General features: G+C 71.1%; 20 protein-coding genes and 1 tRNA gene. 10 read left to right on the forward strand and 11 right to left on the reverse strand.

What is annotated here, in order from left to right; all coding sequences use genetic code 11:
* Positions 1-160: 160 nt before the first annotated feature.
* Positions 161-1,120, forward strand: coding sequence for a LysR family transcriptional regulator (locus ACIG5E_RS02620; protein WP_396531029.1), 960 nt, complete (start codon positions 161-163; stop codon positions 1,118-1,120).
* A 108-nt stretch (positions 1,121-1,228) separates the two neighbouring features.
* Here the strand turns inward: ACIG5E_RS02620 and ACIG5E_RS02625 are convergent, their stop codons facing one another.
* Both ACIG5E_RS02625 and ACIG5E_RS02630 read right to left on the reverse strand, forming a co-directional pair.
* Positions 1,229-2,218 carry a hypothetical protein gene (locus tag ACIG5E_RS02625; RefSeq protein WP_396531030.1) on the reverse strand — a complete coding sequence of 330 codons (990 nt, stop codon included), beginning with the start codon at positions 2,216-2,218 and terminating at the stop codon, positions 1,229-1,231.
* A complete protein-coding gene (locus tag ACIG5E_RS02630; protein ID WP_396531031.1) occupies positions 2,215-2,733 on the reverse strand; it encodes a SigE family RNA polymerase sigma factor in 519 nt (172 codons plus the stop codon). Before ACIG5E_RS02630 ends, ACIG5E_RS02625 begins: the two co-directional genes overlap by 4 nt.
* 141 nt (positions 2,734-2,874) lie before the next feature.
* Between ACIG5E_RS02630 and hrpA the strand changes: the two genes are divergently transcribed.
* Together hrpA and ACIG5E_RS02640 are read left to right on the forward strand one after the other, a co-directional pair.
* Positions 2,875-6,855 carry an ATP-dependent RNA helicase HrpA gene (gene hrpA, locus ACIG5E_RS02635; protein WP_396531032.1) on the forward strand — a complete coding sequence of 1,327 codons (3,981 nt, stop codon included), beginning with the start codon at positions 2,875-2,877 and terminating at the stop codon, positions 6,853-6,855.
* Between the two features lie 154 nt (positions 6,856-7,009).
* Positions 7,010-7,083, forward strand: a tRNA-Asp gene (locus ACIG5E_RS02640).
* 345 nt (positions 7,084-7,428) lie between these two features.
* Here ACIG5E_RS02640 and bldC read toward each other — a convergent pair.
* Both bldC and ACIG5E_RS02650 read right to left on the reverse strand, forming a co-directional pair.
* Positions 7,429-7,635 (reverse strand): developmental transcriptional regulator BldC, encoded by a 207-nt coding sequence (gene bldC / locus ACIG5E_RS02645; RefSeq protein WP_014137253.1) that lies wholly within the window; start codon positions 7,633-7,635, stop codon positions 7,429-7,431.
* A 487-nt stretch (positions 7,636-8,122) separates the two neighbouring features.
* Entirely contained in the window at positions 8,123-9,034 is a 912-nt protein-coding gene (locus ACIG5E_RS02650; protein WP_396531034.1) for a hypothetical protein, read from the reverse strand.
* A gap of 198 nt (positions 9,035-9,232) precedes the next feature.
* Here ACIG5E_RS02650 and ACIG5E_RS02655 point away from each other — a divergent pair, with 198 nt between their 5' ends.
* Both ACIG5E_RS02655 and ACIG5E_RS02660 read left to right on the forward strand, forming a co-directional pair.
* On the forward strand, positions 9,233-10,390 hold the full coding sequence (locus ACIG5E_RS02655; protein ID WP_396531035.1) for a Glu/Leu/Phe/Val dehydrogenase dimerization domain-containing protein: 1,158 nt from the start codon (positions 9,233-9,235) through the stop codon (positions 10,388-10,390).
* Between the two features lie 383 nt (positions 10,391-10,773).
* Positions 10,774-11,031 (forward strand): DUF3073 domain-containing protein, encoded by a 258-nt coding sequence (locus tag ACIG5E_RS02660; RefSeq protein WP_396531036.1) that lies wholly within the window; start codon positions 10,774-10,776, stop codon positions 11,029-11,031.
* 205 nt (positions 11,032-11,236) lie between these two features.
* On the opposite strand, the gene purM is transcribed toward ACIG5E_RS02660, so the two are convergent.
* From purM to ACIG5E_RS02675, 3 genes are all read right to left on the reverse strand, one after another.
* A complete protein-coding gene (gene purM / locus ACIG5E_RS02665; RefSeq protein WP_396531037.1) occupies positions 11,237-12,322 on the reverse strand; it encodes a phosphoribosylformylglycinamidine cyclo-ligase in 1,086 nt (361 codons plus the stop codon).
* A gap of 84 nt (positions 12,323-12,406) precedes the next feature.
* Positions 12,407-13,990 carry an amidophosphoribosyltransferase gene (purF, locus tag ACIG5E_RS02670; protein WP_396531038.1) on the reverse strand — a complete coding sequence of 528 codons (1,584 nt, stop codon included), beginning with the start codon at positions 13,988-13,990 and terminating at the stop codon, positions 12,407-12,409.
* A gap of 292 nt (positions 13,991-14,282) precedes the next feature.
* The gene (locus tag ACIG5E_RS02675) at positions 14,283-15,137 is read right to left on the reverse strand and encodes a diacylglycerol kinase (protein ID WP_396531039.1); all 855 of its coding nucleotides are present in this window, start codon (positions 15,135-15,137) and stop codon (positions 14,283-14,285) included.
* 126 nt (positions 15,138-15,263) lie between these two features.
* Between ACIG5E_RS02675 and ACIG5E_RS02680 the strand changes: the two genes are divergently transcribed.
* Together ACIG5E_RS02680 and ACIG5E_RS02685 are read left to right on the forward strand one after the other, a co-directional pair.
* Positions 15,264-16,547 carry an adenylosuccinate synthase gene (locus ACIG5E_RS02680; protein ID WP_396531040.1) on the forward strand — a complete coding sequence of 428 codons (1,284 nt, stop codon included), beginning with the start codon at positions 15,264-15,266 and terminating at the stop codon, positions 16,545-16,547.
* Between the two features lie 125 nt (positions 16,548-16,672).
* Positions 16,673-17,275: a GNAT family N-acetyltransferase gene (locus ACIG5E_RS02685; RefSeq protein ID WP_396531041.1), complete on the forward strand. Its 603-nt coding sequence runs from the start codon at positions 16,673-16,675 to the stop codon at positions 17,273-17,275.
* 7 nt (positions 17,276-17,282) lie between these two features.
* Here the strand turns inward: ACIG5E_RS02685 and ACIG5E_RS02690 are convergent, their stop codons facing one another.
* On the reverse strand, positions 17,283-19,466 hold the full coding sequence (locus tag ACIG5E_RS02690) for a PQQ-binding-like beta-propeller repeat protein (RefSeq protein WP_396531042.1): 2,184 nt from the start codon (positions 19,464-19,466) through the stop codon (positions 17,283-17,285).
* A gap of 531 nt (positions 19,467-19,997) precedes the next feature.
* A complete protein-coding gene (locus ACIG5E_RS02695; protein ID WP_396531043.1) occupies positions 19,998-20,153 on the reverse strand; it encodes a hypothetical protein in 156 nt (51 codons plus the stop codon).
* Between the two features lie 315 nt (positions 20,154-20,468).
* On the opposite strand from ACIG5E_RS02695, the gene ACIG5E_RS02700 reads away from it, so the two are divergent.
* The 3 genes from ACIG5E_RS02700 to metG all read left to right on the forward strand — a co-directional run bounded on the left by ACIG5E_RS02700 (position 20,469) and on the right by metG (position 23,371).
* Entirely contained in the window at positions 20,469-21,317 is an 849-nt protein-coding gene (locus ACIG5E_RS02700; protein WP_396531044.1) for a helix-turn-helix domain-containing protein, read from the forward strand.
* A complete protein-coding gene (locus ACIG5E_RS02705; RefSeq protein WP_396531045.1) occupies positions 21,314-21,514 on the forward strand; it encodes a DUF397 domain-containing protein in 201 nt (66 codons plus the stop codon). The genes ACIG5E_RS02700 and ACIG5E_RS02705 overlap by 4 nt, the downstream gene beginning before the upstream one ends.
* 135 nt (positions 21,515-21,649) lie before the next feature.
* Positions 21,650-23,371, forward strand: a complete 1,722-nt coding sequence (gene metG, locus ACIG5E_RS02710) for a methionine--tRNA ligase (RefSeq protein ID WP_396531046.1) — start codon at positions 21,650-21,652, stop codon at positions 23,369-23,371.
* Between the two features lie 123 nt (positions 23,372-23,494).
* Here the strand turns inward: metG and sbnB are convergent, their stop codons facing one another.
* Together sbnB and ACIG5E_RS02720 are read right to left on the reverse strand one after the other, a co-directional pair.
* Entirely contained in the window at positions 23,495-24,502 is a 1,008-nt protein-coding gene (gene sbnB / locus ACIG5E_RS02715) for a 2,3-diaminopropionate biosynthesis protein SbnB (protein WP_396531047.1), read from the reverse strand.
* Positions 24,503-24,565: 63 nt separating this feature from the next.
* Positions 24,566-26,794 (reverse strand): MMPL family transporter, encoded by a 2,229-nt coding sequence (locus ACIG5E_RS02720; protein WP_396531048.1) that lies wholly within the window; start codon positions 26,792-26,794, stop codon positions 24,566-24,568.
* Positions 26,795-26,832 lie beyond the last annotated feature (38 nt).

Here is a 26,832-nt window from a genome sequence, read left to right on the forward strand (position 1 = left end):
TCTCCACCCCCCCCCCCCCCCCCCCCCCCCCCCCCCACCCCCCCCCCCCCCCCCCCCCCCCCCCCCCCCCCCCCCCCCCCCCCCCCCCCCCCCCCCCCCCGGCCACCCACCCTCCCGAGAGCCCACCCCCCGAACAACACCCCCCGCTAGGGTTCCCCAGGTGGATCTGGATCTGGGACAGGTACGTGCATTCGTAGCCACCGCCGAGGCCCTGCACTTCGGCCGAGCCGCCGCCCGCCTGGGTATCAGCCAGCAGGGCCTGTCCAAGCGCGTGGCCCGCCTGGAGGCGGCACTGGGAGTGCGCCTGCTGGAGCGGGACGCCCGCGGGGTGGGCCTGACCGGGGCGGGGGTGCGGTTCCTGGAGCCGGCCCGGCGGGTGCTGGTGCAGGGGGAACTGGCGGTGGCGGCCGTGCAGGAGACCGGGCGGCCGTTGCGGATCGATGTGTGGGGCCACCTGTACGCGCCGATGCGCACGCTCGCGCAGGCGGTGGACGCCGCGCCCGGGCTGGAGGTGGAGCCGGTGCCGGGGCGGGACCTGCCGTCGGTGGCGGCGGCGCTGCTGCGCGGGGAGTCGGATGCCGGGTTCGGCCGGGTGCACGCCCTGCCGGACGGCGCCGACGCCGGCCTGACGCACCGGCTGGTCCGGCTGGAGCCGGTGGACGCACTGCTGAGCGTGGACCATCCGCTGGCCGGCCGGGACACCCTGAGCCCGGCCGAGCTGCGAAGCAGTGTGCTGCGCTATCCGGCGGCGGTGGACCGGCTGGACTTCCTGACCCGCTTCGCCGCCCGGTTCGACATCACCGGGCGGGTCGGCTCGACCAATCTGGGCCTGGAGCACTTCCTCGACCAGGTCGCCGCCGATCCGAGCTGCTTCTCCCTCGTCCCCGCCGACGGCCCGCTGCCGGACCGCCCGGGCGTGCGGACCGTTCCGCTGGCCGGTCCGACCCCGCTGTACGCCTGGTCGCTGCTCTGGCGGACCGACCGGGACTCCGACCTGAACGGCCAACTGGACTGCCTGCTGCGGGCGTTCACCGCCGAGGCGGCCCGCAGCCGGTGGCTGGAGTACGACCCGTCCCGGGACTGGCTCCCGGACGCCGACCAGGCCGCGCTCCAGCCGTGAACAGGCGGGCCCCCTGGTCACCCCGCCACAACCTGGTACGCCAGCACCTCTAAGTCCTGCACGACGGCCGGCGGCGTGCAACCAGCGACGGGAAACGGCGGCGCCGGATCACCACCAGGTGGTCTGGGCCCGCAGCACCGACCCGTCCGCGGCGTAGGAGGTGGCGGTGTTGTCGGTGGAACCCAGGCTGCGGACGACGGCGTACCAGTGGACCGGGGAGTCCCCGACCGCGACCGGCACCGCCTCGACGGAACCGCCGGTCTTCCAGCTGACCACGACCTTCGCGACCTCGGGTCCGACCGGGACGACCACCATGTCCGGGCGGCTCGCCTCCCCGGTCAAGCGGTTGAGCATCACGCCCTTGATGACGCCGTCCGAGTCGGCCTTCGCCGTCCCGCCCGGGGCGGTGGCCGCCTCCACGAAGTCCCCGGGCTGTCGCTTGCCGTCCGCGATCAGATAGACGTCGACCCGGTCCGTGTGCGGATCCCAGGCCGGGTTGCCGCCCTCCTCGGGGCTCGGCGGCAGGTGCGCGTCGGCGGCGCGCCGCTCGGCCCAGATCAGCCGGCTCTGCTTGAGGCCGTCCTCCGCGGTGGGGGCCGCCGGCCACAGGGCGACCCAGGCCTCCAGGGCGTGGCCGTTGACGGTGCCCTCGCGGACCTTGACCCGGATCGGCGTGAACGGGTCCCGCGCCGTCCCGGACGCAGCGGCCGAAGCCGTCGGGGTGAGCGTCGGCGTGGCGACCGCCGCCGGGGCGGCCACGGCCGTCGGCGAACCCGAGGCCGACGGCGTGCCAGACGCCGACGGCGGGCCCGGGGCCGACGATCTGCCCGAGGCGATCGCGGCCGCGGAGGAGACGGCTGCCACCGAGGCGCCGCCGGCCTCCCGCCCGTACCCACCGATCGCCGTCCCCGCCCCGGCCACGGCCACGACCAGCACCGCGGCCGCGCCACCGGTCAGCAGCCGGCGGCGCCGCAGCCGGCGCCGGCCCCCGGCCAGCAGCCGGTCGTACGGGACGGCGCCGACCTCAAGGCTCTCGGCCACGTCGCTCAGCCCGTACGACGCCGCGGCCTCGGCCCCGGCCATGTCCTCGTTGCTCATCTTCCACCTCCGATGGTCGTCAGCTCGCCGAGTGAGGAGATCTCCCGGAGCTTGGCCAGTGCCCTGGCCGCCTGGCTCTTCACCGTGCCGACCGAGCAGCCCATGGCCGCCGCGGTCTGGGACTCGCTGAGGTCCTCCCAGTACCGCAGCACCACGGCCTCGCGCTGGCGGGGCGGCAGGGCGGCGAGCGCGGCGAGCAGCACGGCCCGGTCGTCCGGGTCGGGCCCGGTCGGGGCGGGCCGGTCGGGGAAGACCTCGACCAGGTACTCGGCCGGTCTGCGCCGGAACCGCCGGGCGTGCTCGTTGATCAGGATCCGGCGCACGTAGGCGTTCGGGTCGTCCGCGGCGCGGACCTTGGTCCAGTGGACGTAGGCCCGTTCCAGTGCCTGCTGGACCAGGTCCTCGGCGCCGTGGCGGTCCCCCGCCAGCAGGTACGCCGTCCGCAGCAGCCGTGACCACGCGCTGCCTGCGAACGCCCGGAACTCCTCGTCCCGGGCGGCCTTCTGGGCTCCCATGAGCACCTCCTCGAACCCCCAGAGCCCGGAACCGCGGCGAACCGTTGCCCGGCGTTCGCGATTCGCCGCCGGCGGCTGTGACACTGGAGGGGCTCGAAAACCGAGGTGCGCTCCGCCGTGCCTCCTTGCGAACCTAGAGGGATGCCCGCAGTGAGTTCTCCCGCAGTCCAGTCCGCCCCCGTCCCCGCCGAGGGTCCCGGAATTGGTGAGCTGGCCGCCCGCCTGCCCGAGCTGACCCTGCGCGACGAGGTGCGGATCGGGCGCCGACTGGAGGGGGCCCGCAGGGTCCGCAAGCCCGAGGCCTGGCAGAAGGTCGCCGCCGAGATCGCGGCCGACATCGACCGCGCCGAGCTGCTGGTCGAGCGGCGCCGGGGTGCGGTGCCGAAGATCACGTACCCGGCCGAGCTTCCGGTCAGCCAGAAGAAGGACGACATCCTGGCGGCGATCCGGGACCACCAGGTGGTGATCGTCGCAGGTGAGACCGGCTCCGGCAAGACCACCCAGATCCCGAAGATCTGCCTGGAGCTGGGCCGCGGCGTGCGCGGTCTGGTCGGCCACACCCAGCCGCGCCGGATCGCCGCCCGTACGGTGGCCGAGCGCGTCGCGGAGGAGCTGGACACCCCGCTCGGCGAGGCGGTCGGCTGGAAGGTCCGGTTCACCGACCAGGTCGGCCAGGACACCCTGGTCAAGCTGATGACGGACGGCATCCTGCTCGCGGAGATCCAGACCGACCGCGATCTGCGCCAGTACGACACCCTGATCATCGACGAGGCGCACGAGCGCAGCCTCAACATCGACTTCCTGCTCGGCTACCTCAAGCAGCTGCTCCCCCGCCGCCCCGACCTCAAGGTCGTGATCACCTCCGCGACCATCGACCCGGAGCGCTTCTCCCGGCACTTCGGCGACGCCCCGATCATCGAGGTCTCCGGCCGGACGTATCCCGTCGAGGTCCGCTACCGCCCGGTGATCGACGACAGCGACGACGAGGCCGACGAGGCGGACCGCGACCGGGACCAGATCCAGGCGATCTGCGACGCCGCCCAGGAGCTGCAGGACGAGGGCCCGGGCGACATCCTGGTCTTCCTCTCCGGCGAGCGCGAGATCCGCGACACCGCCGACGCCCTCACCAGGCTGAAGCTCAGGAACACCGAGGTCCTCCCGCTCTACGCCCGGCTCAGCTCGGCCGAGCAGCACCGGGTGTTCCAGCGCTCCAACCTGCGCCGGATCGTGCTGGCCACCAATGTGGCCGAGACCTCGCTGACCGTCCCCGGCATCAAGTACGTGATCGACCCGGGCACCGCCCGGATCTCCCGCTACAGCCACCGCACCAAGGTGCAGCGGCTGCCGATCGAGGCGATCAGCCAGGCCAGCGCCAACCAGCGCAAGGGCCGCTGCGGCCGCACCTCGGACGGCATCTGCATCCGGCTGTACTCGGAGGAGGACTTCCTCTCCCGCCCCGAGTTCACCGACGCCGAGATCCTGCGCACCAATCTGGCCTCGGTGATCCTGCAGATGACCGCGGCCGGCCTGGGTGACATCTCCGCCTTCCCGTTCCTGGACCCGCCGGACTCGCGCAACATCAAGGACGGCGTCCACCTGCTGCACGAGCTGGGCGCGCTGGACCCGGACGAGAAGGACCCGCGCAAGCGCCTGACCGCGCTCGGCCGCAAGCTCGCCCAGCTCCCGGTGGACCCGCGGATGGCCCGCATGGTGCTGGAGGCGGACCGCAACGGCTGCGTGCGCGACGTCATGGTGATCGCCGCCGCGCTGTCCATCCAGGACCCGCGCGAGCGCCCCGCCGAGAAGCGCCAGGCCGCCGACGAGCGGCACCGCCGGTTCTCCTCGGAGACCTCCGACTTCCTCTCCTACCTGGCGATGTGGCGCTACGTCCGGGAGCAGCAGAAGGAGCTCTCCTCCTCGGCCTTCCGCCGGATGTGCAAGTCCGAGTTCCTCAACTACCTGCGGATACGGGAGTGGCAGGACGTCTACACCCAGCTGCGCACCGTCGCCAAGCAGTTGGGCGTGACCATCGAGGAACCGCACCCCGATGCCGAGCCGGACGCCGACCGGATCCACCAGTCGCTGCTGGCCGGGCTGCTCTCCCACATCGGCCTGTTCGACGTCGAGAAGCGCGAGTACGGCGGCGCCCGCGGCGCCCGCTTCGCGGTCTTCCCGGGCTCCGGCCTGTTCAAGAAGCCCCCGCGCTGGGTGATGTCGGCCGAGCTGGTGGAGACCTCCCGGCTGTGGGCCCGGATCAACGCCAGGATCGAGCCCGAGTGGGTCGAGCCGCTGGCCGGGCACCTGATCAAGCGCAGCTACAGCGAGCCGCACTGGGAGAAGAAGGCCGGCGCCGTGCTGGCGTACGAGAAGGTGACCCTCTACGGGATGCCGATCGTCGCCCAGCGCAAGGTCAACTACGGGAAGATCGACGCCGAGCTCTGCCGCGAGCTGTTCATCCGCAACGCGCTGGTCGAGGGCGACTGGGAGACCCACCACCGGTTCTTCGCCGAGAACCGCAAGCTGCTCGGCGAGGTCGAGGAGCTGGAGAACCGGGCCCGGCGCCGGGACATCCTGGTGGACGACCAGACCCTGTTCGACTTCTACGACGCCCGGCTGCCCGACGAGATCGTCTCCACCCGGCACTTCGACTCCTGGTGGAAGAAGGCCCGGCACGAGCAGCCGGACCTGCTGAACTTCGAGAAGTCGATGCTGATCAACGACGCCGCGGACGGCGTCACCGAGGCCGACTACCCGGACCACTGGCAGCAGGGCAAGCTGCGCTTCAAGCTGACCTACCAGTTCGAGCCGGGCAGCGACGCGGACGGCGTGACCGTCCACATCCCGCTGCCGGTGCTCAACCAGGTCACCGCGGACGGCTTCGACTGGCAGATCCCCGGTCTGCGGGAGGAGCTGGTCACCGCGTACATCAAGTCGCTGCCCAAGGCGATCCGGCGCAACTTCGTGCCGGCCCCGGACTTCGCCAAGGCGGCGCTGCGCCAGGTGAAGGACCGCCAGGAGCCGTTGCTGCCGTCCCTGGAGCACGCCCTGAAGCGCCTGACGGCCGTCACGGTACCGCCGGAGGCCTGGGACGACGAGCGGGTGCCCGAGCACCTCAAGGTGACCTTCCGGGTGGTGGACGGGCGGCGCAGGCTCGCCGAGTCCAAGGACCTGGAGGAGCTGCGGCTGAAGCTCAAGCCCAAGCTCAAGGAGACGCTCTCCTCGGCGGCCTCCGGCCAGGGCATCGAGCAGGGCGGGCTGACCGCCTGGCCGGCCGGGCTGCCGGTGCTCCAGCGCACCTTCGAGCAGCGCTCCCGCGGCCACTCGCTGCGCGCCTACCCGGCGCTGGTGGACGAGGGCGGGTCGGTCGGCGTGAAGCTGTTCGACACTCCGGAGGCGCAGGCCCAGGCGATGTGGGAGGGCACGCGCCGGCTGCTGATGCTGACCACCACCTCCCCGGCCAAGTCGATCCAGGGCCGGCTGGGCAACCAGGCGAAGCTGGCGCTCTCGCACAGCCCGCACGGCTCGATCAACGCCCTGTTCGAGGACGTCGTCTCGGCCGCGACGGACCGGCTGATGGCCCTGGCCGGCGGCCCGGCCTGGGACGAGGCGGCCTTCGGCAAGCTGCACGACAAGGTGCGCGCGGACCTGTACGACCTGTCCGCGGACACCACGCTGAAGACGGCCACCGCACTGATCGCCTTCCACAAGGCCTCGACCCGGCTGAAGTCGGTGAGCAGCCCGGTGCTGCTGAACGCGGTGAACGACGTCCGGCTGCACCTGGCCTCGCTGGTGCACCCCGGCTTCGTGACGGCCACCGGCTGGCGGCGGCTGCCCGACCTCAAGCGCTACCTGCTGGCGGTGGACCGCCGGCTGGAGGCGCTGCCCAACCACCCGCAGCGGGACGCCCAGCAGCTGCTGAAGGTCCAGCAGGTGCAGCAGGCGTACGGGGAGCTGCTGGCGGCGGTGCCGGCCGGGCGACAGCCCTCCGAGGAGGTGCGGGCGGTCCGCTGGATGATCGAGGAGCTGCGGGTCAGCTTCTTCGCCCAGTCGCTGGGCACGCCGAGCCCGGTCTCGGAGAAGCGGATCATGAAGGCGATGGAGGCGGCCCGGGCGTCCCTGTGAGGCCCGCCCCGGGCGCCCCGCGGACCCGCGCGGCGCCCTGAGCTGCGGGTGCGCGGTGGGCCTTCAGGAGCCAGTTCGACCTGGGGGCCCACCATGGGCTACAGTCTGTCTTGTTCGCAGCGCGGCAAGCGAGTGAACGAGATCAGAAAACTCTGGTCCCGTGGAGCAGTTGGTTAGCTCGCCACCCTGTCAAGGTGGAGGTCGCGGGTTCAAGTCCCGTCGGGATCGCCGCAGCGCGAGAGGCCCGGAACCGTCAGGTTCCGGGCCTCTCGCTTTTCGCCGTCCGGCTTGTAGCGCGACTAGGTCTAGACCACAAGCGACAGGCCGTGTGACCGTCGCCACTCACCCCCTCGGGGAACCACCCCCGGAACGGCCCGTTCTAGACCCCACTAATTTAATATGTAAAATTGCACTTCTATTCACTGTAAATCCCCCCCGCATCATGTGCACCAAATCGTTATCCGGAGTTCAGCATTCCGACCGCGGGAAGCGCGGTGCCGGGTACGACAAAGGGGCCGCTAACCGGACCCGGCGGAGTCCGGTTAGCGGCCCCTTTAAAGAGCCTTTGGCCTATCAGGCCTCAGTACGCTGAGCGGGAATCCCGGCCAGCAGGGCGCGCACCTCCGCCTCACGGTAACGACGGTGACCGCCGAGCGTGCGGATCGACGTCAGCTTGCCCGCCTTGGCCCAGCGGGTGACCGTCTTCGGGTCAACGCGGAACATGGTGGCAACTTCCGCCGGCGTCAGCAGCGGCTCAGCATCAGGGGTACGAGCGGTCATGAGCGGCCTCCTCGGGAGAACCGAACCAGGGCGGTTCTATCCTTCAAATTCTGCACCTTGGCCCGCGATGCCCGAAATGGCATAGACGGGCCGAGTCGGTTATAGGACGAACGGCTTGTCCTGGTGTCTACAACTACACCATCCGTCCAGCCCTATCGACCAAACCGCCAAAATTGACCCCTCACGGGTTCAAGGCCGACGGATGGCGATGGACCACCCCATAACGGACAGTCACATGATAGTGACGTCCGGTTACGAGGGGACCAGACCCTCCATTTCCCCGCAAAGGACGCATCGACTCCAGAACCACCCAAAAGTGGGCACGCTCACGTGAAGTTGGGCTGGTTGTCCCATTTTTGCACATAGGGGTAAGTTCGCGTCAACGGTGAGTAGTGTCACGTTCGGCAGCTATTGACCCGAACCAGGACCTTGGTCAGCGCCGTTGTGGACCAAAGACCCCTCACAGTCATACACGGGCGGTCGGACGTCAGTTCGCCTGCCGCAGCGCCAGCACCCGCCGCCAGCGCACCGTCAGCTCCCCGTACGCGCGCAGCGCCTCGACGGTGTCCCCCGCCCGCAGCGCCCGCAGCCCGTCCTCCAGCTCCCCCGCCGAACGGTCCGCCAACAGCCGCTCCGGACCCAGCAGATGCACCAGCCCCCCGTAGTCCAGCTCCACCAGCGAGCGCGGGTGGAACTCCTCCAGCCACCGCCCGACCTGCTCCGCCCCGCGCACCAGCTCCCCCTCCGGCACCGCCTCGCGCAGCGCCCGGTAGGCCCGCGCCACCCGGCGCCGCGCCTGGGCCATCGGCACCAGGTAGAACAGCGCCGCCGGCCTCCCCCGCTCCCCCTCCGCTCCTTCTCCGTCCGTGCCCCCCGGCACGAAGCACCGGTCCTCGTCCCCGAACGGGAGGAACCAGCGCACCGGCACCTCCCACCGGCTGGTGAGGATCCACGGCCGGGCGTCCGGGTGCCTGGCCGTCCAGCGCTCCCGGTCCGCCTCGGCGGCCGCCCGGGTCACCGGCGGCACCGCGGTGTCCAGCAGCGCCACCGGAACCCCCGCCCGCAGCTCCTCCAGCGCCTGCCAACTGCGCAGCCTGGTCGCCCACGGGCACACGTACAGTACGCCGTCGACGATCCGCAGGTACGCCCGCATGCTCTCCTTCTCCGGCAGCGCCCTGGGCGTGCGGGCGGCCAGCTCGGCGAGCGCCTCCCGCTGCTCCTCCAGCACCGCCGCCGCCACCGACTGCTCGGCCGCCGCCGCGTCCGGACCGTGCTCCGCCGCGTAGGCCTGCCAGCCGGCCCGCTCGGGCTCCGGATAGGCCGCCAGCGGCTCGTAGACCCGCAGGTGGGCGGCGTAGGGCGGCAGTACGGAAGTGCGTACGACGGTCACGTCCTGCATGGTCGCACGCGCCGCGCGGCCCGGGGAGGGCGCGCCCCCGAACCGTTCGCGCCCGCACCGCCGGACCTCTTCCGTCTCACCCTTCGGACAACCGGCACAAGCTCGGACAAGACGGCGGATCGGCGGCCCCTGCCCGACTAGTCTTCGCCATAGGCGCCCGCACCACAGCAGCGGGCCTTCGATACTGGAGTCACCACAGTGACCGACGTACAGACCCCGGCCACGCACCCCGCACCCGGCGTGCTCAGCAGGATCTTCCGTACCGAGCAGGACGGCGCCCCCGGCGACGGCCACGAGCAGGTCGTCCTCTGCCACGACCGCAGCTCCGGGCTCAAGGCGATCATCGCCATCCACTCCACCGCCCTCGGCCCGGCCCTCGGCGGCACCCGCTTCTTCCCGTACGCCTCCGAGGAGGCGGCCCTGGAGGACGCGCTGAACCTGTCCCGCGGGATGTCCTACAAGAACGCGCTCGCCGGCCTCGACCTCGGCGGCGGCAAGGCCGTCATCATCGGCGACCCGAACAAGGACAAGAACGAGGCGATGCTCCGGGCCTACGGCCGCTTCGTCGAGTCCCTGCGCGGCCGCTACATCACCGCCTGTGACGTGGGGACCTACGTCCAGGACATGGACGTCATCGCGCGCGAGACCGAGTTCGTGACCGGCCGCTCGCCCGAGCACGGCGGCGCCGGCGACTCGTCCATCCTGACCGCCTTCGGCGTCTTCCAGGGCATGCGCGCCACCGCCCAGGCCCGTTGGGGCCAGCCCACCCTGCGCGGCAAGCGGGTCGGCGTCGCGGGCGTCGGCAAGGTCGGCCACTACCTGGTCGGCCACCTGGTCGCGGACGGCGCCACCGTCGTCGTCACCGACCCCTTCGAGGCCGCCGTCAACCGCGTGCGCGCCGCTCACCCGGAGGTGGAGGTGGTCGCCGACACCGCCGCCCTGCTCCAGGCCAAGCTGGACGTCTACGCCCCCTGCGCCCTCGGCGGCGCGCTGACCGACTCCGTGGTCGCGGCGCTCGGCGAGTCCGGCACCTCGATCGTCTGCGGCGCGGCCAACAACCAGCTGGCCCACCCGGGCGTCGAGAAGGACCTGGCCGACCGCGGCATCCTCTACGCCCCCGACTACCTGGTGAACTCCGGCGGCGTGATCCAGGTCGCCGACGAGATCGACGGCTTCAACTTCGAGCGGGCCAAGAACAAGGCCACCAAGATCTTCGACACCACCCTGGAGATCTTCACCCGGGCCGCCGCCGACGGCGTCCCGCCGGCGGTCGCCGCCGACCGCCTGGCCGAGAAGCGGATGCGCGAGATCAGCGCGCTGCGCACGGTCCTGCTGCCGGCCGCCCGCCGCGGCTGACCGGAGTCACTCCGGTGACCCGATGCGCGGGGGGCCGTCACCATCGGCCCCCCGCGCATCACGATGTGGAACCGGATTCTCACTTCTCCGCCCGAACGGGTGATCCGAGGTCCCCCTAGGGGGGATAATCGGTCCTGGAACGACGGACCCCGAACACCTCCGGACAGCGTGCAAAACGCCGCAAAACCTCCCCTGACCTGGGAAGACCTGGTCGCGGGTGCAGTCGGTGCGCGCCACGTCACACCGACGACGTACCGTCCAGCGGCGGAAACAGGTACCGTTAATGCTCCAAGGGACGGTCCTCCCATTCGGGCAGGCCGGTCCTGATCATGAACACGTGTCAGACTCGGGGCCGTGAGCCCCATCGTTGAGGGGGTCGACCCATGGGGCGCGGCCGGGCCAAGGCCAAGCAGACGAAGGTCGCCCGCGAGCTGAAGTACAACAGCGGCGGGTTCGACGCTAACCGTCTGTCCAACGAGCTGGGCGTATCGCCGTCCACCGCTTCGATCGACCCGGAGCCGATCGAGGAGGAGGAGGACGACGACCCGTACGCGGAGTACGCCGCCCGCTACGCCGACCTCGACGACGAGGACGACAACGGGCCGGGCAACGGGCCGTCGCGGGCTTCCCGCCGCTCGTAACCCACAGCTTCGCCGGACCGGTCCGAGCGCCCCTGGGCGCCGGACCGGTCTTCGGCGTTCCCGTGGGCGGATCCGGTGCCGTTCCGGACAGCCGCCCTGGACACCCGCGCTCGGTCCCGACCCCGGGTGATCGCCGCGGACGCGCGAGAGGGCCCCTCCGGTGCACCGGAGGGGCCCTCTGCCGTCGACGGGCGGTCCAGGCCGGTCAGCCCGCCGTGAAGCCCTCGTAGGCGTTGTAGAGGGCCGCGCCCTCCGCGTGCTCGTCGATGCGCTCGACGATGTCACCGAGCAGCCAGGCCTCGACGCCGCGGTCCTCCAGGATCGACAGCACCACGTCCACCGAGTGCGGCGGGACGACCGCCACCATGCCGACGCCCATGTTGAGCGTCTTCTCCAGCTCCAGCGTGGCCACCTTGCCGACCTCGGCGACGGTCCGGAAGACCGGCAGCGGGGTCCAGGTGCCGCGGTCCAGGCGGGCGTGCAGGCCGTCCGGGATGACCCGGGCCAGGTTGGCCGCCAGGCCGCCGCCGGTCACGTGCGAGAAGGCGTGCACCTCGGTCGCGCGGGTGAGCGCCAGACAGTCCAGCGAGTAGATCCGGGTCGGCTCCAGCAGCTCCTCGCCCAGGGTGCGGCCGAACTCCTCGACCTTGCGGTCCAGCTTCCAGCCGGCCTGGTTCAGCAGCACGTGGCGGACCAGCGAGTAGCCGTTGGAGTGCAGGCCGGAGGCGGCCATCGCGATCACCACGTCGCCGGCCCGGACCCGCTCGGAGCCCAGCAGGGCGTCGGCCTCGACCACGCCGGTGCCGGCGCCCGCGACGTCGTACTCGTCCGGGCCGAGCAGGCCCGGGTGCTCGGCGGTCTCGCCGCCGACCAGGGCGCAGCCGGCCAGCGCGCAGCCCTCGGCGATGCCCTTGACGATCGAGGCGACCCGCTCCGGGACGACCTTGCCGACGCAGATGTAGTCGGTCATGAACAGCGGCTCGGCGCCGCACACCACGATGTCGTCCACGACCATGCCGACCAGGTCGTGGCCGATGGTGTCGTGCTTGTCCATGGCGGCCGCGATGGCCACCTTGGTCCCCACGCCGTCGGTGGCCGAGGCCAGCAGCGGCCGCTCGTAGTCCTTGAAGGCGGACACGTCGAAGAGGCCGGCGAAGCCGCCGAGACCGCCGACCACCTCGGGGCGGTTGGCCTTCTTCACCCACTGCTTCATGAGCTCGACGGCGCGGTCGCCCGCCTCGATGTCGACACCGGCGGCGGCGTAGGTGGCGCCGTTCTGGTTGCTGGTCACTGCGTGCGGCCCTTTCGGGTCAGGTGGGGGTGGTTCGGAAACAGCGGTGGGGCCCCGGTTCGCGGGACCCCACCGTGCACTTCGTTACGGGCGGCGCAGCGCGTCGGCCGCGCCCGCTCCGCCGAGCAGCGACTGGACGCCGTCCAGGTCGCTGCCGCTGGTCGGCTTGCCGCGGACGGCCGGCTGCTGCTGGCCGCCCTTGATCTCGGCCTCCAGCAGGAGCTTGCCGAGCAGTGCCGGGTCCGGCAGCTCCATCGGGTACTCGCCGTCGAAACAGGCCCGGCAGAGCTTGTCCTTGGGCTGCTTGGTGGCCTCGATCATGCCGTCGATCGAGATGTACGCGAGCGAGTCGGCGCCGAGCGTGCGGCCGATCTCCTCGATGGTCATGCCGTTGGCGATCAGCTCCGCGCGGGTGGCGAAGTCGATGCCGAAGAAGCAGGGCCACTTCACCGGCGGCGAGGAGATCCGGATGTGCACCTCGGCGGCGCCCGCCTCGCGCAGCATCTTCACCAGCGCGCGCTGGGTGTTGCCGCGCACGATCGAGTCGTCCACGACCACCAGGCGCTTGCCGGCGATGACCTCGCGCAGCGGGTTGAGCTTGAGCCGGATGCCGAGCTGGCGGATGGTCTGGCTGGGCTGGATGAAGGTGCGGCCCACGTAGGCGTTCTTCACCAGGCCGGAGCCGTACGGGATGCCGCTGGCCTCGGCGTAGCCGATCGCGGCGGGGGTGCCGGACTCGGGCGTGGCTATCACCAGGTCGGCCTCGACGGGCGCCTCCTTCGCCAGGCGGCGGCCCATCTCCACGCGGGAGAGGTGCACGTTGCGGCCGGCGATGGAGGTGTCGGGGCGGGCCAGGTAGACGTACTCGAACACGCAGCCCTTGGGCTTCGCCTCGGCGAACCGGGAGGTGCGCATGCCGTTCTCGTCGATGGCGATGAGCTCGCCCGGCTCGACCTCGCGGATGAAGGAGGCGCCGCAGATGTCCAGCGCCGCCGTCTCGGAGGCGACCACCCAGCCGCGCTCCAGCCGGCCGAGCACCAGCGGGCGGATGCCCTGCGGGTCGCGGGCGGCGTAGAGGGTGTGCTCGTCCATGAAGACGAGCGAGAAGGCGCCCTTGACCTTGGGCAGCACGACCTTGGCCGTCTCCTCGATGGAGAGGTCCGGGTGGCCGGCCAGCAGGGCGGTCACCAGGTCGGTGTCGTTGGTCGCGGCGGTCCGGCCGGAGCGCGAGACGTGCTCCTCGCCGGGCAGTTCGGCGACCATGGCCGCCAGTTCGGCGGTGTTCACCAGGTTTCCGTTGTGCCCGAGGGCCAGCGAACCGTGCACGGTCGCCCGGAAGGTCGGCTGGGCGTTCTCCCAGACCGAGGAACCGGTGGTCGAGTAGCGGGCGTGTCCGACGGCGATATGCCCGTGCAACGACCCCAGCGAGGCCTCGTCGAAGACCTGGGAGACGAGTCCCATGTCCTTGAAGACGAGAATCTGGGAGCCGTTGCTCACTGCGATGCCCGCGGATTCCTGACCGCGGTGCTGCAGGGCGTAAAGGCCGAAGAACGTGAGCTTGGCGACCTCCTCGCCGGGAGCCCAGACACCGAAGACGCCACACGCGTCCTGGGGGCCTTTCTCGCCGGGAAGAAGATCGTGGTTGAGTCTTCCGTCACCACGTGGCACGCCTTCGAGTCTAGGGCAGTTGACCAGGGCTTCCGGAACCCGGGACGTCCGGTTCGATCGGCGAGCGCGGAGTAACGCGCGTAGACAAAACCCCTTACGGGGCCGGGAATTCGGGTGGGGGAATTCCGGCGGACGACGGTTGGCCTTGCGGTTCGCGCCTGTTGGGGCTTTCCGTGTGCGGAACGGTGGTTGCCGGGCGGGCGCCAACGTGAGCCTGCTCACCCGGGGTTCAGCGGGCGTTCACGGGGCAGCGGTGATGCCGCGGGCATGCGGTCACGCCGCGGGCATGCGGTCACGCCGCGGGCAGCAGCAGGCCCCAGGCGCCCGGGTGGACCGTCCAGGTCCGGGCGCGGACCGGGCCGACCGGGTGGCCGTCCGCCTCGTAGCCGAAGCCGCGCCCGACCACCGAGACGCTTGCCGCCCGCGCCCGCACCAGCGCGCCGGGCGCGCTGACCACCACCTCCAGCACCCCGGCGCCGTCCGCGTCGGCCTCTCCGGCGCCCGTGAGGGTCAGCTGCACCAGCCGGACCGGGCGGTGCACGTCGGCGAGCAGCCGGCCGTCCGCCTCGACCCGGACCCGGGGGCTGTGGTCCGCCGCCTCCGGGGTGAGTGCGTTCGCCTGCTCGGCCGCAGCCAATTTCGCCCATAGCGAACGCCAGCCACCCGTACGGCCCACCAGTCGCCGCCCACCGCCGCCGGTGATCCGCACCCCGCCCAGCGCCACCCCGCCGCCGTCGTCCACCAGCAGGTCGAAGGTGCGCGGCGCACCCGACAGCACCGCCCGCGCCGCCCGTACCGGCTCCTCCGGCACACCGAGCGCGCGGGCCGTCGCCAACTCCTCCGCCCGGCCGACCGGAATCATGCCCACCGGATCGGCGCCCAGCTCACGCTGCCGGTGCAGCGCCTGCAGCACCCGCTGCAGGGCGAGATCGGAACCGATCACCACCGGTCGCCGCCGACCCCGGTGCGAAAGCATCCGGTCGAGTTCCGACGGGCTCTCCGGATAGGCCACCTTGACGTCCGCGCCCCCGCACAGCACGTCCTTCGCGATCCGCACGGACTCCCCGTCGGTCTGCCGGGCCACCGGGTCGAGCAGCAGTAGAAGGGGCTCGGGACCGCCGGTAGCAGGCGTGGACAGGGACGACACGACCGGTCCTTCCTCAGGTAATCTCTCGGTGCAAGAGCCCCTTGCGCCATTGCGCCAGGGGCTTCGTCTATCTCGGGGCAGACTGCGGCCTACGCAGGATGCCCCAACCGGAAGGGGTGTACGCCTGTGCCGGCACTCGTGCTCGTTGGCGCTCAGTGGGGGGACGAGGGCAAGGGGAAGGCCACCGACCTCCTCGGCGGCTCCGTCGACTACGTCGTCCGCTACCAGGGCGGCAACAACGCCGGTCACACGGTGGTCATCGGCGACCAGAAGTATGCCCTGCACCTGCTCCCCTCCGGCATCCTCAGCCCGAACGTGACGCCGGTGATCGGCAACGGCGTCGTCATCGACCCGGGCGTGCTGCTCTCTGAGCTCAGCGGCCTGAACGAGCGCGGCATCGACACCTCCAAGCTGCTGGTCTCGGGCAACGCCCACCTGATCACCCCGTACCACCGCACCATCGACAAGGTCGCCGAGCGCTTCCTCGGCAAGCGCCGGATCGGCACCACCGGCCGCGGCATCGGCCCGACCTACGCGGACAAGATCAACCGTGTGGGCATCCGGGTCCAGGACCTGTTCGACGAGTCGATCCTGCGCCAGAAGATCGAGGCGGCGCTGCACGACAAGAACCAGATCCTGGTCAAGCTCTACAACCGCCGCGCCATCCCGGCCGATCTGGTGGTCGAGGAGTACCTGGGCTACGCGGAGAAGATCAAGCCCTTCCTCGCCGACACCACCCTCGTCCTGGACGAGGCGCTCAAGGCGAACAAGGTCGTCCTCCTGGAGGGCGGCCAGGGCACCCTGCTCGACGTCGACCACGGCACGTACCCCTTCGTGACCTCGTCGAACCCGACCGCGGGCGGCGCCTGCACCGGCGCCGGCATCGGCCCCACCAAGATCGACCGGGTCATCGGCATCCTCAAGGCCTACACCACCCGCGTCGGCTCCGGCCCGTTCCCGACCGAGCTGCTCGACGAGGACGGCGAGGCGCTGCGCCGGATCGGCGGCGAGCGCGGTGTCACCACCGGCCGCGACCGCCGCTGCGGCTGGTTCGACGCCGTCATCGCGCGCTACGCGACCCGGGTCAACGGCCTCACCGACTTCTTCCTCACCAAGCTCGACGTGCTGACCGGCTGGGAGCAGATCCCGGTCTGCGTCGCCTACGAGATCGACGGCCGCCGGGTCGAGGAACTCCCCTACAACCAGTCGGACTTCCACCACGCCAAGCCGATCTACGAGACGCTGCCGGGCTGGACCGAGGACATCAGCAAGGCGAAGACCTTCGCCGAGCTGCCGAAGAACGCCCAGGCGTACGTGAAGGCGCTGGAGGAGATGTCCGGCGCGCCGATCTCCGCCATCGGCGTCGGCCCGGGCCGCGACGAGACGATCCAGATCAACTCGTTCATCTGAGCCAGAGCGCTTTCCAGGGCCCCGCGGACGGTTTCGTCCCCGCGGGGCCCTTCGCATTGGCTCCCGGATTTGCACTAGTTCATACATCCATTGCCTCTAGTGCAGAAGCGCGCTACGTTCGGATCATGACCGCGAAGCTGCCCACGCCCGTCACCCTCACCGGCCGCCACATCCGCCTGGAGCCGCTGGACCGCCGCCACCTCGCCGACCTCTGGGCCACCATCGGCTCCGAGCCCGAGGTCTGGCGCTGGACCATGAACCTCCCGCCCGCCACGGAGGAGGAGCTCGGCGCGATCCTCGACGCCCGCATCGCCGAGGCCGCCGCTGGCGAATCGGTGCAGTTCGCTGCCGTCGACCTGGCGAGCGGCACCGCCGTCGGCGTCACGGGCTACTACGACCTCAACACCAGGGACGAGTTCCTGGAGATCGGCGGCACCATGTACGCCCGCTCGGTCTGGCGCACCGCGGTCAACACCGAGGCCAAGCTGCTGCTGCTCACCCACGCCTTCGAGGACCTCGGCATGGGCCGCGTCCTCTGGAAGACCGACGCCCTCAACGAACGCTCCCGCAACGCCATCCAGCGCCTCGGCGCCCAGTACGAGGGCACCTTCCGCCGCCACCGCCTCCGCCCCACCGGCACCTGGCGCGACAGCGCCTACTTCTCGATGCTCGCCGACGAGTGGCCGGCCGCCAAGTCCCGCCTGGCGGAGCGCCTTTCGCGGGGGTGACGTCGGCTCAGACCGCGGGGAGGGCGGTGATCTTGTTCCGCAGCCAGCCGAAAACACAACTGCCGTCGGTGCTCAGGAAGAAGGCCTCCCTTTCGTTGCGCGCGTTGACCGTGTAGTCGGGATCCTTGTAGGTCCACTTGAGTCTTCCGGTCGTGGCGTCGATGGCATGGATGCCGTAATCGCCGTACCGGCCGGGAACGAAGAGCGTGCCCTTGGCGAGCACGGGGGCTGCGGCGGCGGCCGGGGCGCCGGGAAGCGGACAGGTCCAACGGGCCTTCCCGGTGACCGGGTCGAACGCGGAGACCGAGTCGGTACCGTCACCGGCGTACAGAACGTCCTTGGTGGCAAGGACGGCGCCATAGCTGGAGCCCTGGCGGGTGATGCGCCACTGGGGCTTCCCGTCGGCCAACCCGATCGCCTGGATGTCGCGGCCATTGACGGGGCAGTACGCCCGCTCCTCGTCGGCGGCAACTGTCCACGGGTCCGTGCTCCCGGTTTCCACCCGCCAGAGGCGGCTGCCGTCGGCAAGGCGCCGGGCGACGACCCGGTTCGCGTTGTCGAGGTACAGGAGGGTGCCACCGCCGATCACGCCGCGTTTCACTCCGAGACCGGCGAGATCCGGATCCTCCTGGAACCACAGCTGCTTGGCGAGCCCGTGCTGGAAAGCCATGATCCCGATGGGACCGGAGCGAGAGCCGGAGCCCAACGGAGGCTGGATCTGGACCGTGGCGAAGACGGCATCCGTGGTGGCGGCAAGCCCTTGATCCACGGCAACCGTCCTGCCGCCGCCGTAGTCGGTGAAGGACTGGATTCTCGGATTGACCTCGTTCAAGTCGTCCAGGTCGGGCTTCATGATGGTTCCGCCCATCCAGGCGTAGAACTCGTTCCCGGTCGTCAGGTAGCCATTGCTCTCGTAGTAGTGATCAGCCTGCGCCCGCACTGAACCGTCGATCCGGCTCAGTGCGGTCAGGACGTGGTTCTCGTTGACGAAGACGAACTCCCCGGCCACGTAGGGCGCGTGACCCCCCTGGGTGCCTTCGCTGACTTTGTAGGTCCAGACCGGGGCTGGTGCGGGCCCCGCACTGGAGGTGCCGGAAGGCTGTCCGCCCGGCTTGCCGGGGCGGGTGAGGGCCCAGGTGGTTCCGCCGACGGCGGCGGTGGCGGCGAGGGCGCCGCCGGCCAGGAGGAAGCCGCGGTGGGTGGGGCGGGGCGTGGTCGGCCTCGGGGTGCCGAGCTGGGTGGGGACGTACGGGGACGGGGGGCCGTAGGCGACGTGCGGGACGGGCTGGGGCACCGGAGTGCGGAGCGGGGCGTCGAGGTTCATCACGGCCGCGGCGTGGCGGGCCAGCGCGGCGGCGACCGGGGTGGGGAGCCACTCGGTGGTGGGGGTGCCGGTGGCGAGCCAGGCGCGCAGGTGGGCCGGGAGCGGGCGCAGGGCCGGATCCTTGCGCAGGCAGTGTTCGAGGATGGCGCGCAGGGCGGGCGGGACGTCGGTGAGGTCGGGCTCCTCGTGCACCACCTTGTACAGCTGGGCGGCGACGCCGGAGGCGCTGTCGAAGGGGCCGTGGCCGGTGGCGGCGAAGACCAGGACGGAGGCAAGCGAGAAGACGTCGCCGGGGGCGCCGGTCGGGCGGCCGGAGGCCTGTTCGGGGGACATGAAGCCGGGTGAGCCGACCACGGTGCCGGTCTGGGTCATGCTGTCGCCGTCCATCGCGCGGGCGATGCCGAAGTCGATCACCCGGGGGCCGTCGGCGGCGAGCAGCACGTTGGAGGGCTTGAGGTCACGGTGGACCAGCGCGGCGCCGTGGATCGCCTCCAGGGCCTCGGCCAGCCGGGCACCCAGCGCCCGTACCGAGGGCTCGGGCAGCGGCCCGTGCTCGTGCACGGCTTCAGTGAGGGAGGGGCCGAGCACGTACGCGGTGGCGAGCCAGGGGGTGGGCCCGTCCGGGTCGGCGTCGGTGACGGGTGCGGTGTAGGCCCCGTCCACGGCCCGGGCGGCGGCCACCTCGCGGCGGAAGCGGACCCGGAACTCCTGGTCCTGGGCCAGTTCGGGCCGGACCACCTTGACCGCCACGGTGCGCCCGCCGGTCGAGCGGGCCAGGTAGACCTGTCCCATGCCGCCCGCGCCGAGTCGGGCGATGAGGCGGTACGGGCCGACCGTCTCCGGGTCGGTGCTGTTCAGCGGCTCCATCTGATCCCCCCGGCGACGCGCCTTTCGGCATTGCGGGTGATCGTACGACAGCGGAGCGTCCGCCCGGACGGCCCGGGGCTTCGGCGGGGGCGGGGCGTCATGCGCACTCGCCCCGGGTGGAATGGCCAGCCGCCCACCCAACGAACAACGAGGCACCGCACAGGCCAACCGGCTCGATCACATACCTCTCAGCGCGGCGTCCAGCAGGGAGTACAGGACGGGCAGCAGCAGCATCTGCGGCGCGGGAAACAACTGTGCCGAGGTCGCGATCACAGCCGATTCGGTCCTCATCCGCAGCAGTCTCGCCCGCGATGTGCCGCCGGCCGCCTCACTCACCAGGAGTGGAGGGACCTCCTCGATGGCATAGCCAAGGGAGAGTTCACCGTCTGACCGCTACCGGAGGGGTGGGTTCGTTCCGGCGGCCCCTTGCGCCTCGCAAGGGGCCGCCGGCCGAAGCCGCACGCTTGAAGCCTGGGCCGGGACTGCGCGGGGAGCGCAGGCCCGGCCCTCCGGGTGGGAGGCGGGGGCAGGCTAGTCACGTTCGGCGGGGGTGGAGCGGTGGGGGGTGAACTCGCGTTTCAGCGGGCGGAGTTCCCGGGGTTGGACGTTGACCAGCCAGACCAGCCAGCCGACGAAAAGGACGGCGAGGAGGAGGGCGGACAATCCGGCGACGAGAAGGGCGTTCACCAGGATTGGAAAATGCGGGGAGGAGGACGGAGGGGCGACGGAAGGGGCACGGCTGTCTCCGGTCGGTGATGTCGAACGCCCTGGCCATGCATCTGGTGTGTGTTTACGGCTGATTGGCGACTTGGCGACTGTTTACGGGGCAACAAGTCAGCGAGTGACACGGACGACCATAGAGTCAGGGTGCCAGAGTTGCTACCGAGGGACTGGACGTTCACTCCATCGTGGGGTATCCCCCATTTCGCTAGCTAGTGCCCGGTGTCCACGGCACACTTCACCGGAAGCATCGACCGAAGCCGCGATCCGGAGAAGAGAGTCATGCCACCCCGCTTGTCGCCGACCGTGCGCCAGCAGCGCCTGGGGATCGAGCTGCGCAAGATGCGCGAGCGCGTGGGCGTGACGCCCAAAAGCCTGGCCGCCACGATCGGCACCGACCTGCCCAAGATCTCCCAGATGGAGAACGGGAAGTCGGGCATCAGCGCCGAGCGGCTCCGGATCTGGGCGCGCACCTGCGGCTGCCCCGAGGGCCCGTACCTCGACGCGCTGCTCGCTATGACGCAGGACCGCCGGAAGTACTGGTGGGACGGCTACCGCGGCCGGATGCCCAGCGGGATCATCGACATCGCGGAGATGGAGCACCACGCGGAGTCGCTGTCGATCCTCAACAGCACCTTCATCCCCGGGCTGCTGCAGATCCCCGCCTACGCCGCCGCGGTGTTCGAGCGGCTCCCCGCGCAGCACCGGCAGGAGGCCGAGGTCCGGATGGCATTCCGGATTCGGCGCCAGCGGATCTTCGTCGACCGCCCGAAGCCGTACAGCGCGATCCTGCACGAATCCGCGCTGCGGATGCAGTTCGGCGGCCCAGAAGTGCTGCGCGACCAGTTGCGGAGCCTGCTGGAGAATTCCGAGCGGCCGGGGGTGGAGATCCGGGTGATCCCGTTCAGCGTGCCCACCTACACCGGGTCCGGGGAGAGCCTGTATCTCGCCCGCGGGCCGGTCCCGGAGCTCGACACCGTCCAGATCGACCTCTCGCACGGGCCGAAGTTCGTGCACTCCGAGGCGGAATTGGCCTCCTACCGCCGGATCAAGGAGAAGACCGCGGCGATCGCGCTCGGGACGGCCGAGTCCCGGGACTTCATCCGGGCCTTACTGAAAGACTTCGCATGAGTACGTGGCGCAAGGCGTCAGCCAGCGGCGAGAGCACCGACTGCGTGGAGGTCAGAGCGGCGGGCGGCCTGGTGGAGATCCGGGAGTCGGACCTGCCCGAGGTGGTGGTGCGGACGACGCCGCGCAAGTGGGCGGCGTTCGTCCGCGGGGTGAAGGCCGGGGAGTTCGACCGGTACGCCGATTTCACCCGACTGTGAACCCGCCGCGCGCCCGGCCGTGAACCCGCCGGTGAACCCGGCGGCGGTAGGCTTGGCAGCCCACAGTGGACCCCTGCGCCTGGCACAGCACTCCGGGACGGGGTGCGCGTGCGGGAGAAATCGGAGCATCCGAGGATGGCTCGGCACCTGATCACCAGCGCCCTTCCGTACATCAACGGGATCAAGCACCTGGGCAACATGGTCGGGTCGATGCTCCCGGCGGACGTCTACTCCCGCTACCTGCGCCAGACCGGCCACGAGGTGCTGTACATCTGCGCCACCGACGAGCACGGCACTCCCGCCGAACTGGCCGCGCAGGAGGCCGGACTGCCGGTCGCGGAGTTCTGCGCGCAGGCGCACGACGCGCAGAAGGCGGTGTACGACGGCTTCGGGCTGTCCTTCGACCACTTCGGCCGCAGCTCCTCGCCGCAGAACCGGGAGATCACCCAGGAGATCGCCCGCGAGCTGCAGCGCAACGGCTTCATCGAGGAGCGCCCGGTCCGCCAGGTGTACTCCAACGCCGACGGCCGCTTCCTGCCGGACCGCTACATCGTCGGCACCTGCCCGCACTGCGGCTACGACAGGGCGCGCGGCGACCAGTGCGAGAACTGCACCCGGGTGCTGGACCCGACCGACCTGCTGGAGCCGCGCTCGGCGATCAGCGGCAGCGCCGACCTGGAGGTCCGGGAGACCCGGCACCTGTTCCTGCTCCAGTCGAAGCTGACCGAGGAGGTCGAGCGGTGGATCGCCGCCCACGGCGACGACTGGCCGGTGCTGGCCTCCTCGATCGCCCGCAAGTGGCTGACCGAGGGCCTGCAGGACCGTTCGATCACCCGTGACCTGGAGTGGGGCGTCCCGGTGCCGGCCGACGTGTGGCCCGAACTGGCCGCCGAGGGCAAGGTGTTCTACGTCTGGTTCGACGCCCCGATCGAGTACATCGGCGCCACCAAGGAGTGGGCGGACGCGGCCCCGGCGGAGCAGTCGCGGGACTGGAAGTCCTGGTGGTACGAGGCCGACGAGACCGTCCGCTACACCGAGTTCATGGCCAAGGACAACGTCCCGTTCCACACCGTGATGTTCCCGGCGACCATCCTCGGCTCGCGCCGCCCGTGGAAGAAGGTCGACTACGTCAAGGCCTTCAACTGGCTGACGTACTACGGCGGGAAGTTCTCCACCAGCCAGAAGCGCGGCATCTTCACCGACGTCGCGCTGGAGCTGCTGCCGGCCGACTACTGGCGCTACTTCCTGATGGCGCACGCCCCCGAGTCGGACGACTCCAGCTTCACCTGGGACCTCTTCGCCTCGGTGGTCAACAAGGACCTCGCCGACACCCTCGGCAACTTCGTCAACCGGGTGCTCTCCTTCAGCCGCAAGCGCTTCGGCGACGACGTCCCCGGCGGAGCCCCGGCCGGGGAGGCCGAGGCCCGGCTCGGCGAGCAGATCGCCGGCCTGCTGGCCGAGTACGAGGCCCAGCTGGACACACTCAACTTCCGCAAGGCGGCGCAGGCGCTGCGCGCGCTGTGGAGCGCGGGCAACGCGTACCTGGACGAGAAGGCGCCCTGGCTGCAGGTGAAGACCGACCCGGAGGCGGCGGCGCTGACGCTGCGGACGGCGATGAACCTGATCCACCTGTACGCGGTGGTGTCCGAGCCGTTCATCCCGACCGCGGCGGCGGCGATGCGCGGCGCCTTCGCGCTGCCCTCGGACGAGCGCACCTGGATCACCGGGGCGCAGGCGCGGGCGCTGAGCCTGGTCCCGGCCGGGACGCCGTTCACCGTGCCGCCGGTGCTGTTCGCGAAGATCACGGACGAGGATCTGACGGCCTGGACGGCCCGCTTCGGCGGCACCGAGGGCTGAGCCCGGCCGACGGACACCACGAGGGCTCCGACCGTGGCGAACGGTCGGGGCCCTCGTCGGTGGTGACGGGCCCGTGGGGGCGGGCCCTCAGATGGCCCGGTGGGGCGGGCCCGTGGTGGGGGACTACCAGCGGGTGGTCTCCGCGAAGAAGCCGGGGATCTCGGTCGCCTTGCCGGCGGCCACCGCCTCGTCGTGCACCAGCGCGCCGACCGCCAGGTCGAGCACGCCGAGGCCGAAGGGCGAGAAGACCACCGGGCGGTCGGTACCGACGGCGACCTCGCCCTCGATCACCTGGGCGAGCGTGCCGGTGACGAACTCCCGGTTGCCGTAGAGCTGTTCGGCCAGGTGCGGGGAGGTGTTCGCCTTCATGCAGTGCTCCACGTCGTCGAGCACGTTGTACGCGCCGCCGATGATCTCCGGGGCGAGGTCGCGCAGCGAGATGTTGAGCACCAGCTGGCCGGGGGCGAAGGTCTCCGGGTCGAGGATGTACGGCTCGCCCGCGGTGGTGGCCAGCACCACCACGTCGGCGGCCTTGAGCGCCTCGCCCAGGTCCTCCACCACCCGGGCCGGGTAGCCGAGCCGGGTGTCGGCGTGGTCGACCAGCGCCTGGGCGTACTTCGCCTCGCGGTCGTGCACCACCAGCTCGTCGATCTCCCACTCCTGGGCGCCGAAGAACTCCAGGATGTTGCGGGCGATGATGCCGGCGCCGACCACCACGAGCCGGCCCGCCGTACGGCCGCCGCTGAGCACCTCGGCGGCGAGCACCGCGGAGGCCGCGGTACGGGCCGCGCTGATCTGCGAGGCCTCCAGGACGGCGAACGGGTAGCCGGTCTCGTAGTCGTTCAGCAGCAGGGCGGCCGAGGCGCGCGGGAAGCCCCGCGCGATGTTGGCCGGGAAGCTGCTGATCCACTTGATGCCGGCCAGGCCGACGCCGCCGCCGAGGTAGGCCGGCAGGGCGATGATCCGGGCGTCCGGCTTGGCCGGGAACCGCAGGAAGTAGCTGTCGGGGTTGACCGACTCGCCCGCGCCGTGGGTCAGGTAGGTCTCCCGGACCTCCTGGACGATCCGCCGGCGGGCTCCCGCGATGACCTCGCGGGCGGTGGTGCCGTCGATGACTCTGAACTCGAACACGGTGGTGGCTCCAGTCGCGGCCGCCCTGTGCGGGCGGGGATGGGTTTTCCGGGCGGGGCGGGGTCAGCCGACGTAGGCGGTGCCGGCGGGCTCGTGGTGCCCGCCCGCCGCGTGCGCCCCACCGGCGTGGGCGCGGGCGGTGCGACCGCCGCCCAGCCAGCGCGGCAGGTACCAGTTGCGGTCGCCGAGCAGGGCCATCACCGCGGGCAGCAGCACCGCGCGGACCAGGGTGGCGTCCAGCAGGACCGCGACCGCCAGGCCGATGCCGAGCTGCTTGAAGTCCTGCATGCCCAGGGTGCCGAAGACCGCGAACACCGCGACCATGATCAGACCGGCGCTGGTGACCACCCCGGCGGTGTTGCGGATGCCGAGACCGACCGCCTCCCGGCTGGGCTTGCCCGACAGGTAGGCCTCGCGGATCCGGGAGACCACGAAGACGTGGTAGTCCATCGAGAGGCCGAAGAGCACCACGAAGACGAACAGCGGCATCCAGGACTCGATCGCGCCCGGCGCCTTGGTGCCGACGATCGAGGCGCCCCAGCCGTGCTGGAACACCGCGGTCATCACGCCGTACGCGGCCGCCACCGAGAGCAGGTTGAGCAGGATCGAGGTGATCGAGATGGTCAGCGAGCGGAAGGAGAACAGCATCAGCAGGAAGGTGACGCCCATGACGAAGGCGAACACCGGGACGATGCTGCGGTGCAGCTGGTCGTTGTAGTCGACCGAGAAGGCAAGGTCGCCGGCGACCAGCGCGGTGGTGCCCGGGACGGTCTTCAGCGTCTGCGGCACCAGCTGCCCGCGCAGCGCCGTCAGAGCCGCCTTGGAGGTGGAGTCGGTACCGTTGCCGGCCAGCGGAACGCTGATCTCGGCGATGTTCTTGTCCTTCCAGTACCGCACGTCGATCTGGCTGCCGGTCTTGCCGGACGCCACGGCGGCCTGCTTGAAGTCCTCGATGCTCTTGGCGATCTGCGGCGAGTCGATGTTGTCGGCCTTGACCACCACGGTGGCGGGCGAGGGCGAGCCGGGGAACTCGCGGTCGATCTGCTGCGAGACCGAGACCAGCGGGCTGTCCGAGGGCAGCAGCTTGTCCATGCCGAGCTTCTCGGTCTTCATGCCGAGCGCCGGCAGGGCCAGCGCCACGAGCACCGCGGCGGACAGCACGGCGAAGATGCCGGGGCGGGCGAGCACGCCGCGCAGCAGCGCGTTGGCGGGCTTGGTGTTGGCCGTGGCGGCCTGGCGGCGCTTGCTGATCCACGGGATCCGGCCGGACGCGACCTTGTCGCCGAGCATCGACATCAGGGCCGGCAGCACGGTCATCGAGCCGACCACCGCGACCGCGACGACCTCGATGGTGGCCATCGCGAAGCCCTCGAAGACGGTCAGCCCGGAGAGGAACATGCCGGCCATCGCGACCATCACGGTGAGGCCGGAGACCATCACCGAGTGGCCCGAGGTGTGGGCGGCGATCCGCAGCGCGGTCGCCTTGTCCCGGCCGGCCGCCCGCTCCTCGCGCTCACGGCGCAGGTAGAACAGGCAGTAGTCGACACCGACGGCCAGACCCATCAGGAACATCACCGAGTTGGTCATGCCGTCCACCGGCACCGCCTGGCTGCTCAGCGCGAGCAGCCCGAGCGCGCCGACGCAGGCGGTGACCGCCAGGGCGACCGGCAGCACGGCCGCCACGAAGGCGCCGAAGACCACCAGCAGGATGCCCAACGCGACCGGCAGGGCGGTCAGTTCGGCGCGGGTGAAGTCGTCGCCGAGGCTGTCGTTGATGCCCTTGAGGGCGGTCGCGCCGCCGAACTCGCCGAGGGTGACCTGCGGGTGGGCCTTGGCGGTGTCCTGCACCGCGGTGATCACCGGTTCGATCCGGTCGGCCGCGGTGTCCGGGTCGCCGGTGACGGCGAACATGATCAGCGCCGAGTGCTTGTCGGCCGAGAAGGCCTGGGTGGTGTACGGGTCGCGCAGGTTCTCCGCGAGACCGGTCTTGTCGACCGCGTCGGAGGTCGCCTGGACGGCGCTGCGGAACTCTGCGGAGTCCGCGGTCAGGCCGTCGCTGTGGACCAGGATCAGTTCGTTGACCGGGTCGTTGATCCCGGCGTCCTTGAGCACCTGGGCAGCGCGGCCGGAATCCCCGGTCCCGTAGTCGGCCTGGGTCAGGCTCTTCTGGCCGACCATGCCACCGAGCACGGTGACGAGGACGACCAGGACGACCCAGCCGATGACGGCGGTCTTGCGGTGGTGGGCACTCCACTCGCCCAGCCTGGCCGCGAAGTTGCTTTGACGTGCCATTACCTCTCCTGCGATAGGCGGCATGATCAAGCCGCAGT

The sequence above is a fragment of the Kitasatospora sp. NPDC053057 genome (genome assembly GCF_044546945.1).
In the GTDB taxonomy this organism is placed as follows: domain Bacteria; phylum Actinomycetota; class Actinomycetes; order Streptomycetales; family Streptomycetaceae; genus Kitasatospora.